The following is an 11677-nucleotide window of genomic DNA, read 5'->3' as shown; positions in this document are numbered from 1 at the left end:
GTTGCTGAAGTTCCAAAGAAAGATACACCAATGCCTCCGATGCCTGCTGGCGGAATGGGTGGAATGGATTTCTAAGCTCTTATTCCTAGACGTAATAAAGAAACGGGTCTTCTGTGCCCGTTTTTTTTATGCTTTTTCACGTTTCATACAGTTTTTCCTTTTATGATAGTTTCTTTATCTTATAGGATTGTTCTATTCTCCTCTGGTTGATCTACCGTTATTGTGAATGAATTTCACTCTTAATCCATAGCTTTTTCTCTTGTTTTTATGAAATGTTTCTATTGTGCGGGGATCGTGGTTTCCTTTGAAAATATTGTGCTAATAAAAATATAACTATTTGATTTATAATCATTTATTCCTAATACAGTTCTGTTTTTTTATTTCAGGTTTATGCATGCATCGTTAAAAAATCCTGTGTTTGTGCTTCATAAGGTGAGAGGTCACTACGGTTTTTATGAACCAACGCAATCATTAAAAGTCAGTAGTTAAAAAGAGTCAGTAGTTAAGAGTTAGTACCTATTGAGCGTTGGAAAGACAGAGTTGAAAAGAGCATGATGGGGCTGGTTTGTTTTTTATGAATAAGATGCTGGTATTTCAAGCTTTTGCATAGGAGAATAAGCATCTCTCTGTTTCGTTGATCTCTGAAATGGGGAGACTGCTCCATTTGAGAAGCTTAAAGATAAAAGCTAATTTTTCGCCTTGCTCTCATCTTTTTTTCGGTAAGCTCATCACCTAAACTGGAGCCAAACCCATGTTGTTATACTCAAGTTCTGTTTGTTGCCTATATTGTGACAGAAAATTCTTGAGTGGGGAGCAATTTTTGAACTAAGGGGACCATGACAGTTAGCCGAAAAAAATCATGACAAGACAGTAGGCGTGCTTGTGTTAGAATTTTTAATGCTTCTGATGATAAAGGCACGCGAAATTCTGTTGTAGCCTCATGCCTTCTTTTCATATTTTCGAGCCAAGGATTTTCCATATATTCTCTTCAACTTGACCTTTATGCATAGAACATAAGGGAATTGAGAGGCAGGGAATTGGGAGGGGGAAATTGGGAGGCAGGGTATTGGGAGGCAGGGCATTGGGAGGGGGAAATTGGGAGGCAGGGTATTGGGAGGGTGGAAATTGAGAGGGTGGAAATTGAGAGGCAGGGAATTGGGAGGGGGAAATTGGGAGGCAGGGTATTGGGAGGCAGGGCATTGGGAGGCAGGGAATTGGGAGGGTGGGAGGAGCCGGCTTGCTTTTTTATTCAACGTAAAGATGAGAGGTTTTATGTAAGGCTACCATTACATTGCTTGTTTATGCGCTTCTTTAAAAGAAATGTCTTTTAATACAAATTCTTGGCAATGTTATTTATGAAGAGTATAAAATCATTTGGATATCAATAGATTATTAAAAAAATGTATGTTGGTATGATCCTTTTCTTATGTTACCAAAGTTGCTGACTTACGCGTTGGTTAAAAATCTCTCTTCATACCCCTAAATTCATTTCATGAAAGTGTTTGTGAAGAGTGTATAAAAATTTCTCGTGAGACATGAAAAATCATCAATAAAACTCCATGTTTTCAAAAATAACGAATGGCTTTTTATATTTAAAAGATTTAACACGTCTCACGTTTTTTATTTATTTTAGAGCTGAATATTCGATTTTTGTGTAAAAATACTTCCCAGCACATCTACGATCCGTGAAAAATCAAGTGCTAATAAGAAAATGATGAATATAATCCATTTCGTATAGCGTGACATCATTTTTACACTTTTATACGTTGTGATGATTTCTTGTAGGACTTCTTTTTCCTTTTCTGTAAGCTCTGTTTGTTTTTCTGTTTTTTTTCTAGCCATGTTTCCACCCACACAAGCCTTCCCCTTGTTTGTTATGCTTTAAAATATCTCTTGCGAGATTTGAACTGATGACATTGAGATCTTTTTTGTCTAAATAAATGGGCATCCAACCAACGCAAGAAAAAGGCTCATTGATTGTTTTTATCGCGCAACCAGTGAGTAAGAGCAGCGCGTACATCAGCATCACTTTTTTGATTAATTGCATTTTCCACCTCTAGCCGTGTTGTTGATGACTTTAGCGTTTTTTCTATTTGCTTTTGTTGTTCAACCTTCTTTCCAAGAGTGAAAGCTTTCGCTAAAGCGATAAAAAAAGCGGTCAGAGCCGCTCCTGTTATCATCAGATTTTTTTTCAACCACCACATCATAAGCGCTGCTCCCGAAACCGTTTTGCCACAAAGAAAATGCCAACGCAGGCGGCTAAAACCATAATGGTTGCTAATGCCCATTGGATGGGACCATTGCCTGCCAATAAGCCCCCAAGTCCAGAAAAAGAACCAATAATCGGTGTAAGCGCTTCTGCTTTGAAAAATCCCATTGGAGCTTGCGTTTCTACAGTTTGGTAGTTGGGAGAAACATAAGCCCCTTTTGCCCATAATCCCGATTCTGCTGCACGACGGTGCACTAAACCGTGAAGACGTTTTCCTCCTGCTTTAGTCCACTTTTGTAACTCAGCAGGGACGGCTTCATATTCGCCATTATTGAGTTTTTTGAGCAGGGTCGAATTACAAAAAGCCGATGTTCCTATATTATAGCAAAACGATACGAGCGCGGCGAATTGTTCATCCGTTAAAGAAACCGTCACATGTTTTTCAACGGTATTCTCAAATTGTCTTAAATCTTGAGAAAGAATTTCTTCTGCTTGTTTTTCAGTAATGATCATGCCCTTGTGAACGAACGGTTGGCCAGCCGTGGTGGTATGGCCATAGCCGATTGTCCACACCCCGATGGAATCTTTATAGGCTTGTAAACGCAATCCTTCCCATTGTTTAATGAGCGCAAGCCCTGCTTTAGATATTTTTCTCATTTGCTTCTCCATAAAATAAAGCCTCACGTTAACGTGAGGCTGGTTGACAGATTAAAAATGAATTTTTTCACGCTTCAAAAACAGAAGAGATGTGAAACTTTTATGAAATCAAAAGGTTGGTTATGACATCTTAGGAAATGGGGGAATGGTTGGTCAAAAGGGATAATAGTTGGCCAAGTGGGGTAATGGTTGGCAAAGAGGGATAATGGTTGGTCAAGAGGGATAATGGTTGGGCAAGTGGGGTAAATAGTTGGCAAAGAGGGGTAAATAGTTGGGCTGGTGTTTTCCGTTAAGAGAGGTTGTTGATTTTAAGAGCTTGTCCTGGTGTTTTTGATGGAGCCTTCTTGGGGTGCGGGCGGTTGTTTGGTTGATGCACGATAAGTGTGGTCTATTGCGGTTGTTTGGTCGTATGGTATTGATGTGGGGGTGTTTGAGATACGAAGTGGATACTCTCAGAAAAACAAGACATATGCTTTTACTGAAGACGAAAGCATTAAATATTTTATGTATCAAACGTTTTGCTTATCCAAAGAGTCTCATTGTTACACAGAGCTTTGGGCTAACAAGAGCTGTGGAATTTTGATACAATTTTAAGAGGGGCTGGTTTTTATAGGACAATGGTGCTTTTTCTTTAAGAGGAAAGTTGTTGGCTATTTTTGTTTTATGAGCGCAAAAGCTGGTTTGCTTAGAGAAATCTTAGCCGTAAAGTAGCCTCTCTTCGTTCTTTGATGAATAGGAATATGGAAAAAGCCTCACTTACATCGTTAAAGATTTGTATTCAGTGAGCCTTTTTTGGTGGGAGGAAACGGAAACAGTTTTTCCCTCTGTTTCTCTTAAGTTTTTTTCAAATCTCTCCCTCAGGGTTTCGCCTTTTTTGTTGACTGTTTCATGTTCAGCTTCCGGATGGACTTTTAAATATTGTTCTAGACGTCTTCTTCCTTGCGCATGTTTATAAAAAGTGGTTGGAAGATAGGAATCTAACTTTTCAGCAGATAAAGATGAGTTGGGTTCACATAATACACCCTTAACATTATCTTTGTGCAATCTTGCTAATTTATCAGATTCAAGATGAAGCTTTTTGGCAAGGCTTAAGCTGAACATCCCACATTCAGAAGAGCTTCGCTGAATATCCATTTCTGCCGTGGTAAAAGAATAAGGAGGCAGTTGAAGACATTGAAGGGTTTGATTTATTTTTATCCCTAGTTTGCAAGCTGTGATATTCTGAAATGTTGTAGGTTCAAGCATAATCAAAGAGATTTTCTCATCAACTTTTTGATAATCAAGGACGGCAAAGTGGATTTTGCTTCCCGAATTTACTATAAATCGGGCAGATTTTGCGTCGCTCTCAACGACTTCTTTTAGGGCGTGCGAAAACTCTTCTGCTGTAAGAGCCAATTTGAGATTCATTTCTGGATATTTGCTGTTTGCTTTTTCTACGAGAGCCGGCATCAATCTAATATCTGTGTTTTCATAATAAGCGTTAATCCAACGGCCGGTGACAAGATCATCTTCTAAGCCTGTAATAATATCTTTTAATTCGTCAGAACTCGGTGCAACATGTTCTTCTTCTGTTTGGATGGAACTTTGCATCAAACGTGCAATAAGGTCTTCTAAAGATTCATTTGCACCTGCTCCTTCTGGTGTTTGTGAGGAATGAGGGAGGGAAGAATCTTGTGGCTTCATAATCTTAGCCTCTATATTGATGATTGATAAATGATATTATTTCTTCAATTTTGGCTAAACAATGTTTGCAGGAAAGATTTTTATCTAAAAAAAACAAAGAGATGAAATCATCTTTATTTTAAAAAATTTTGTTACGAAAGAAAAAATCCCCTGCTTTTCAGAGTCAAAGGTAAGGTATCTTTTTGTCTTTTAAGAGGTCACGTTGCTTACTGTTTGCATCTTTACCTCAAAAGAAGATTTGCTAACAGCAATTTATGCCTTACCGTAAAGCCGCAGAGCTTCATTCTTTGTGGATGTGGAATATGGCTATGGCCAAAACGCTTATTACATCATTAGAGATTTGTATTCTGTGGCTCTTTTTCTGTGTTGTGAAACAGAAACAGTTTTTGTCTCTGTTGCTACCAAGCTTCTCTCAAATCTTTCGGTTAGGGTTTCGCCTTTTTTGTTTACTTTCTCCTGTGCTGCTTCTGGATTGGCTTTTAGATATTCCCCAAGACGTCTTCTTCCTTGCACGTGTTTGTAAAAAGAGGTTGGAAGATATGTATCTAACTTTTCAGGAGATAGAGGTGTATCTGGTTCACATAATACACCCTTAACATTATCCTTATGCAGTCTTTCTAATTTTTGAGATTCGGTATGAAGCTTTTTAGCGAGCGCTAAGCTGAACATTCCACATTCAGAAGAGCTTCGCTGAATATCCATTTCTACCATGGCAAAAGAACAATTGGGCAACTCATGCGCTTTAAGAGCCAATTGTGTTCTTAATGCCAGCACTGCTGGTTTCATATTGTTGAGTGTTGTAGGTTCAAAAAATATCACGGAGGTTTTGTCATCGATGGTTTGATGATCAATCACTGAAAAATGGATTCCCCTGTCCTTTGTGTGAATGATAAATCTAGAAGATTGAACGCCGTTTTCGATGGCTTCTTTGAGTGCAAGGGCAAAGTCGTGAGATGACGCTGCCAATTGAAGACGCATGCCGGGATATTTACGATTTGCCTGATCGACCAAGGCTGGCATTAGTTTAAGGTCTGTACTTGCATAATCAGCTGTGAACCAACGACCCGTTGAGATATCATCCTCTAAACGGGCAACAATATCTTTTAATTCTTCACGATTGAATGGGATATTTTTGCCTTTTTCGCTACTGGGTTGTTCTAAATGTGCAGTAAGAGTGTCTAACGATGCATTTGCACTTGCTCCTTCTGGTGTTTGTGAGGAATGAGGGAGGGAAGAATCTTGTGGCTTCATACTATTAGCCTCCATATTGATAATCGATAGGTGATATTATCTTCTTCAATTCTGGCTAAACAATGTTTGCAGGAAAGATTTTTATCTAAAAAAAACAAAGAGATGAAATCATCTTTATTTTAAAAAATTTTGTTACGAAAGAAAAAATCCCCTGCTTTTCAGAGTCAAAGGTAAGGTATCTTTTTGTCTTTTAAGAGGTCACGTTGCTTACTGTTTGCATCTTTACCTCAAAAGAAGATTTGCTAACAGCAATTTATGCCTTACCGTAAAGCCGCAGAGCTTCATTCTTTGTGGATGTGGAATATGGCTATGGCCAAAACGCTTATTACATCATTAGAGATTTGTATTCTGTGGCTCTTTTTCTGTGTTGTGAAACAGAAACAGTTTTTGTCTCTGTTGCTACCAAGCTTCTCTCAAATCTTTCGGTTAGGGTTTCGCCTTTTTTGTTTACTTTCTCCTGTGCTGCTTCTGGATTGGCTTTTAGATATTCCCCAAGACGTCTTCTGCCTTGCACGTGTTTGTATAAACGAGCTGGAAGATATGGATCTAATTTTTCAGCAGGTAAAGGCGTGTCTGGTTCACATAACACACCCTTAATATTATCTTTGTGTAGTCTTTCTAATTTTTGAGCTTCGAGATAAAGCTTTTTGGCAAGGCTTAAGCTGAACATCCCACATTCAGAGGAGCTTCGTTGAATATCCATTTCTACCATGGCAAAATGAATATTCGGAAATTGGTGATGTTCAATGGATTGTCGCGTCCTTAATGCAAGTAGTGCGGGAAGCGTGTCACGCAGTAAGGTCGGTTCAAAAAAGATCAAAGATGTTTTATTATCAATGGTTTGATGATCGACAACCGCAAAATGAATTCCCCTATCTTGTGCGTTAACGATCAGCCTAGAAGATTTTATGCCCTTTTCGAGCGTTTCTTTGAGTGCAAGGGCAAAGCCGTCAGGAGGGCTTGTAAGTTTGAGATTCATCTCTGGATATTTACGATTTGCTTGATCGACCAAGGCTGGCATCATGTACAGATCTAAAATATCATAATAATTTTTGATCCAACTGCCATCGGCATTATGCTTTTCTAAACCGGCAATAATATCTTTTAATTCCGCACGATTAAAAGGGGTGTTTTTTATTTTTTCAATGTTAAGCCGTTCTAAATGTGCAGTAAGAGTGTCTAATGATGCATTTGCATGCGCCCCTTCAGGTGCACTTGCACCTTCTGGGGTTTGTGAGGAATGTGGTGGGGGAGAATCTTGTGGCTTCATAATCTTAGCCTCTATGTTGATGATCGATAAGTGATATTATCTTCTTCAATTCTGGCTAAACAATGTTTTGAAAAACAAGCCTTTGCATCTTGAAAGGTGAGGCGATGAGAGCATAATAATGCTGTTTTCATATTTTTATGCGTGTATTGCTCATCATTGCTGTGATGTATGATATTGGTATTTTATGGGGGGATTATTAGGGCGTTCTATTGAGAGCCCTTATTGAATACCACTTGTTTTGAAAATCTCAAAATTATAGAGTTGTTGGTGATGCAAATTGTGTAATGCAAAAGAAAACAGTCAGAAAAGGACGAAAGATACCTTCAAACCGTAAAGTTTTAAACATTGTCGCGAAACACACTGTTTTATAACAGTTTATAATAACTTATAATAGTCTATGATAATGCGAAAATTTTACGATGAAATCTGGACACAGAAAACCCCTTGCCGCACCCATCATTAAATACGATTTTTCATATTCTGTCAACCGCAAAACGATTATTTTTCCTCCTTTATCGCGGGAAAAAATCTACAGAAAAAAGCTCATTCATTGGCTATGCAGCAAAATATCTTGTTTTAATGGAAAAGTTTTTGATGTGGCAAAAAACATTTTCTCCTTTGAGAAAGGCGTGGACAAGATGAATGGAGAATCGTGGTTTTGAAATCCGTGGTATTTTATTGATGGAATTAGGAAGGCGGTGGTTGGAAGGTGTTTGTGGAACAAAGCTTTAGGTATTGCGCAGGGGGTGTTCCGAGGGGATGACGAGGTGGGGGACTCGTGGGTGCTTAGAGGCGTGATGGCTCTTCGAGTGGCTGTTGGGGTCTCTAAAGGTTTCTGTATAAAGATTTATTGAGTAAATGCTTTTTCTCCTTTGAGAAAGGAGGGGAAAGGTGAAGGGAGAATTGTGGTTTTGAAATCCGTGGTATTTTATTGATGGAATTAGGAAGGCGGTGGTTGGAAGGTGTTGCGGGGCAAAGCTTTAGGTGTTGGCGATTTGTGGGGGTGATTGGGGCTCTGGCTGTCGTATTAGTGGTGGTGTGATAGGTGTGGAGGGTTATCGGTGCAGTTGTTGATGAGGGAGGAGATTGTTGGTAGGGGCTTTTTCTTTCGTTTAAGGGATGATGCTTTTAATTGTGTCAAAAATCAACGGGTTGTTTTAATGATAAGCTATTGATTTATAGTGGATATTTTATCGTTATTTATCTTGAATGAGAAACCCAGATTATGCTGAAATAAAAGCCATAGCTCTTGTCCGTCATAAGATCAGAAGAGCTATATAGAATTGTACAAGAAAAGACGTAAAATGACGATAATGAATTGTCTGAAGAGCTAAGGATGTCGCGATATTGGGTGAAGTGTATGATGAGGGTGGTTTGTTACAATGGGGGTAGAGGGAAGAATGTTGCTGTTTTTTAAAGAGGGGGCAATATTTATCCTGTCCATGCCGTGAAATATTGTCCTTTGAGGCATGGATTAAGTGAGGCACTGGTAGGTATAAGGTTAAGTCTCTTTGACAGTTGAAGTATTTTTTTAAAGGGCGTGGTGGATATTTTTAAGCTTGTTTGTTGTGCGCTTTAAGCTTGTCAATCCCATGAAATTTTATGAAAGGGCATGCTCAGTGGATCTCAAGTGTCACTTGCCAAAGGGGGACTTTATAAAGGCGCTGGTTATAAAGAGGCATGTTATAAAAGGAGGGGGAGAATCTTTATCCTGTGAGGGGGAGGAAATGATGGGTGTTTTAGCCAAGGCTCTTTTGGGTAGAACTGTCAAAATGTTTATAAAGGGCATCAAGAATAATACGCAACGAACCAACAAGATTAGGCAGCGGTTGATCTTCTATAACAAGATAGTGTAATGCCGCATGGAAGTTGTGTTGACGATGTAGATATTGTGCTTCTTTAATCGCTTCTTGCATAGCTTCATAGTGTTCCGTTGCTCTTTGGACCCATTGCTTTTTTGCTTTCTCATCTGATGCGCTGTGCGTAAAACCATCATAATAACCGTTTGGTAAACCTTTTGCACATAAATAGTCGTTTCTAATTTGCAAGTATTGTTGCGCCGTGTCATATTGCTCTTTACTGATGCCTGATGAAGCCTCTTTATAGCCAAGCAAACAAAGACGCCCAATATAGGTTCCGACAAGCGGATTTTTCGCTTCTTCGAAGCTTAAACCAAAGTGTTTTGCACGCATTTCAATCGCAGATTGAAGCGCAGATTCGCTGGAATTTTGGGCACGTGAAATACAGCTATTGGGCTCTCGCTTTCCTGTTATTTTCGATCTACCGCGTTTTTTACGTATTTTCATGAACTTAACCATTTGAATGAAAAAGAAACTGTCTGTTGATGGGGGACAGTGATGTAAAAAGCACTTGGCGCAAATATTGGGGGGAGCAAATACTTAAGAGGGGGAAAATACTTAAAAAGAGGAAAATACTGAGGGAGTGAGCAAATACTGGGAAATATCAGCCGTTGCAGATCAAAAAACAAACGATACTAAAGGCGTTTTAAATGCAAAGAAAAGCAACGGTGTGGGGCGAAAAAATCATCTTTAAGGTGGTTTCTTACCTTTTTTATCTTATCCCTATCAGTCTTATCTTCCGCCCCTATCATGCTTATTTTTTTATTGCTAGCGGATTATTTGCTTTTTAAATATTTCTTAACTGTTCTTGAGAGATTGAAGGAAAATTTTTGTCAAATGTGAATGAAAAAATAACAATGGATTTCAAGGGCATGTCATCGTCTTTCTAATAGGAAGTTTTTTCTAATGGGATTATTTGTCTCTTTTTTCACGAGCGCTTTGTGGAAATTTTTCAATTCCACTTTTGAAAGGTCATTGTTTTCTTAAGTTGGAAGCTTTTTATTTGGGTTCTCTTATTTTTTTGTTGTTGGGCGCTTTCCCAAGATATTTGATATACATCACGCTGTTAAGCATACCTTTATCCTTTATAGGAGATATATTGTCTTCTGTTGAGTGGCAGAGAGCGGCAAAAAGCAAACCTCCACATTCTATTATAATAGCATAAGATGCCCTATATTTTCAAATAAAATATCGTTTATCGGCTTAAAATAAACTGTGAATGATCTCGCTATTTTGTTTGGTGTATCCTTTATAAGTATCCTTTATAGAGTATAAAATTTTCCGTTTTAATGGATCTCATCATAAGACGAGGGGATGTCGTTTAAAGGACGGAATGCATTATCGAAAGAAGCTGTTTTTATAAGAAGAAAATGCTTTTATAAAAAGATGCTTTTATAAGAGATGCCTTGATGAATGTAGGGGCTATACAAATGTGGGGGCTGTGAGATATTTCATCTTTAATGAAGAATTTTTAAAATGAAGCCTTTTTGATTAAGAAGCTTTCAAATGAGGATTAAGGTTGTTTGTCGCACGTTTTTCATACTGGATAATCGATTGCTTGTTTGACTTTGTTTTGTGTTGCTTTTTAAAGAGCCATGTCTTAGGGCTCTCTTTTGCCCATTTTGCAAGGGTGCTCATGAAGGGTATAACGATAAAGTCCCCAATGAAATCCATATAAAGTTTGAATAATATAAAATCTATTGCACACTTCCATTTTTACGCTTGTGAAGAAGAAAGTCTATAGCATCACACATTTTGCCAGCTCTCATTGTTGCGACAGCCCTTGGCATTTGAGGCGCTTCCTTAGAGGCATTTATCATCCTTTCTTAATGTTTTACTCTATATGGCTCTTTCTGCTTGTAACGCACAAGAGACATGGTTTGGGTTGATTTAATATGGAATAGGTTTGGAATAAGACAATCCTACGGTATTTAGGGTTCTCATTTAATATGAAAAACAATAAATTGTTATAAATCAGTGTATTGTTTGTAAACTTTACACATCAGATATTTCTTAGATTGAATATTTTTGCTTGTTGAGTTTTGTGAAACATTGTCTTTTGAAGTGTGGGTAATAGATAAGAGGATACAATGGCATTTGTGCTTGTAAGGTTTAGGGATTGTATGTTGTCACGTATGAGAAATTTTAAAAATAGACTTAAAGGGGCTTATAGCGCGTGTTTCATGGTGAAAAGAGTGCTAGATAAACCGGTTTTGCTGGTTGCATGTTCTCAAAGAGTGAGTGGGCATTTTAAAAGTGAGAAAATATCCATATGATCGAAGATAAATCACAACAGCAATCTGCCCATGAGGGAAATACGGCTTTTGCATCACAGCTGATGTTGAATCATTCTGCGGCTTTCAAAAAATGGACGGCTCTCTCAAGAAAAGATTACGTCATCATTTTGTGTTTGGCTATCCTCTTGTTGGTGCTTTTTGCCGCGACTATCCATATGAGCCCTTTGGAGTTTTTTCACGTTATATCCAAGGAACAGGTTCAAATACTGGGACAAATGGAACAAGGAGATTTTCGAAAAATGATGAAGGAGATCTTGAAACAGCCTTTTGAAAATAATCCTGCAATCGTGTTTTTGTATGGCGTGGGATGGAATGGTGTTTGGGCTTTTTTATGTCTCTTACCACAAATGATTTGGGGTTGTCTTGTGGTGTTCTTTCCACTCTTTTTTGTCTTTAACGCCATCTCTAAACGAGATGTGAAGGAAATGATAAAACTGTGGGATACATTGCC

The 11677-nt window shown here is 38.3% G+C and carries 11 protein-coding genes; 2 read left to right on the top strand and 9 right to left on the bottom strand.

All coding sequences use genetic code 11. The features are described from left to right. Window positions 1–781 precede the first annotated feature (781 nt). Window positions 782–979, bottom strand: coding sequence for a hypothetical protein (locus ACFIQE_RS05885; protein WP_375638307.1), 198 nt, complete (start codon window positions 977–979; stop codon window positions 782–784). 43 nt (window positions 980–1022) lie between these two features. Here ACFIQE_RS05885 and ACFIQE_RS05880 point away from each other — a divergent pair, with 43 nt between their 5' ends. Next, window positions 1023–1331 (top strand): hypothetical protein, encoded by a 309-nt coding sequence (locus ACFIQE_RS05880; protein WP_375707381.1) that lies wholly within the window; start codon window positions 1023–1025, stop codon window positions 1329–1331. Between the two features lie 298 nt (window positions 1332–1629). On the opposite strand, the gene ACFIQE_RS05875 is transcribed toward ACFIQE_RS05880, so the two are convergent. From ACFIQE_RS05875 to ACFIQE_RS05840, 8 genes are all read right to left on the bottom strand, one after another. After that, window positions 1630–1842, bottom strand: coding sequence for a hypothetical protein (locus ACFIQE_RS05875; RefSeq protein WP_375610233.1), 213 nt, complete (start codon window positions 1840–1842; stop codon window positions 1630–1632). After that, the gene (locus ACFIQE_RS05870; RefSeq protein WP_375621581.1) at window positions 1835–2047 is read right to left on the bottom strand and encodes a hypothetical protein; all 213 of its coding nucleotides are present in this window, start codon (window positions 2045–2047) and stop codon (window positions 1835–1837) included. The genes ACFIQE_RS05875 and ACFIQE_RS05870 overlap by 8 nt, the downstream gene beginning before the upstream one ends. After that, window positions 1971–2207, bottom strand: coding sequence for a hypothetical protein (locus ACFIQE_RS05865; protein WP_375621580.1), 237 nt, complete (start codon window positions 2205–2207; stop codon window positions 1971–1973). The genes ACFIQE_RS05870 and ACFIQE_RS05865 overlap by 77 nt, the downstream gene beginning before the upstream one ends. Next, complete coding sequence (locus tag ACFIQE_RS05860; protein WP_375621579.1) at window positions 2204–2866, bottom strand: lysozyme; 663 nt, start codon at window positions 2864–2866, stop codon at window positions 2204–2206. The genes ACFIQE_RS05865 and ACFIQE_RS05860 overlap by 4 nt, the downstream gene beginning before the upstream one ends. Window positions 2867–3622: 756 nt before the next feature. After that, on the bottom strand, window positions 3623–4549 hold the full coding sequence (locus tag ACFIQE_RS05855) for a YopJ/AvrA family T3SS effector serine/threonine acetyltransferase (RefSeq protein WP_375621578.1): 927 nt from the start codon (window positions 4547–4549) through the stop codon (window positions 3623–3625). Between the two features lie 324 nt (window positions 4550–4873). Then, complete coding sequence (locus tag ACFIQE_RS05850; protein ID WP_375707380.1) at window positions 4874–5800, bottom strand: YopJ/AvrA family T3SS effector serine/threonine acetyltransferase; 927 nt, start codon at window positions 5798–5800, stop codon at window positions 4874–4876. A 325-nt stretch (window positions 5801–6125) separates the two neighbouring features. Then, window positions 6126–7070, bottom strand: coding sequence for a YopJ/AvrA family T3SS effector serine/threonine acetyltransferase (locus ACFIQE_RS05845; RefSeq protein ID WP_375610230.1), 945 nt, complete (start codon window positions 7068–7070; stop codon window positions 6126–6128). 1739 nt (window positions 7071–8809) lie between these two features. Next, a complete protein-coding gene (locus ACFIQE_RS05840; protein WP_375633370.1) occupies window positions 8810–9376 on the bottom strand; it encodes a hypothetical protein in 567 nt (188 codons plus the stop codon). Window positions 9377–11201: 1825 nt separating this feature from the next. On the opposite strand from ACFIQE_RS05840, the gene ACFIQE_RS05835 reads away from it, so the two are divergent. After that, window positions 11202–11677: hypothetical protein (locus ACFIQE_RS05835; protein ID WP_375707379.1), on the top strand; the 476-nt coding region annotated here is incomplete at its 3' end.

The sequence above is a fragment of the Bartonella sp. AA1HLJMS genome (assembly GCF_042197445.1).
Taxonomy (GTDB): domain Bacteria; phylum Pseudomonadota; class Alphaproteobacteria; order Rhizobiales; family Rhizobiaceae; genus Bartonella.
The sequence above is the reverse complement of the archived record's forward strand: the minus strand, read 5'-3'. Positions and strand labels throughout refer to the sequence as shown.

Coding starts and splice junctions, on each gene's coding strand:
- ACFIQE_RS05885 (WP_375638307.1), bottom strand. CDS start 979: ATGGAAAATCCTTGGCTCGAAAATATGAAAAGAAGGCATGAGGCTACA.
- ACFIQE_RS05875 (WP_375610233.1), bottom strand. CDS start 1,842: ATGGCTAGAAAAAAAACAGAAAAACAAACAGAGCTTACAGAAAAGGAA.
- ACFIQE_RS05870 (WP_375621581.1), bottom strand. CDS start 2,047: ATGCAATTAATCAAAAAAGTGATGCTGATGTACGCGCTGCTCTTACTC.
- ACFIQE_RS05865 (WP_375621580.1), bottom strand. CDS start 2,207: ATGATGTGGTGGTTGAAAAAAAATCTGATGATAACAGGAGCGGCTCTG.
- ACFIQE_RS05860 (WP_375621579.1), bottom strand. CDS start 2,866: ATGAGAAAAATATCTAAAGCAGGGCTTGCGCTCATTAAACAATGGGAA.
- ACFIQE_RS05855 (WP_375621578.1), bottom strand. CDS start 4,549: ATGAAGCCACAAGATTCTTCCCTCCCTCATTCCTCACAAACACCAGAA.
- ACFIQE_RS05850 (WP_375707380.1), bottom strand. CDS start 5,800: ATGAAGCCACAAGATTCTTCCCTCCCTCATTCCTCACAAACACCAGAA.
- ACFIQE_RS05845 (WP_375610230.1), bottom strand. CDS start 7,070: ATGAAGCCACAAGATTCTCCCCCACCACATTCCTCACAAACCCCAGAA.
- ACFIQE_RS05840 (WP_375633370.1), bottom strand. CDS start 9,376: ATGAAAATACGTAAAAAACGCGGTAGATCGAAAATAACAGGAAAGCGA.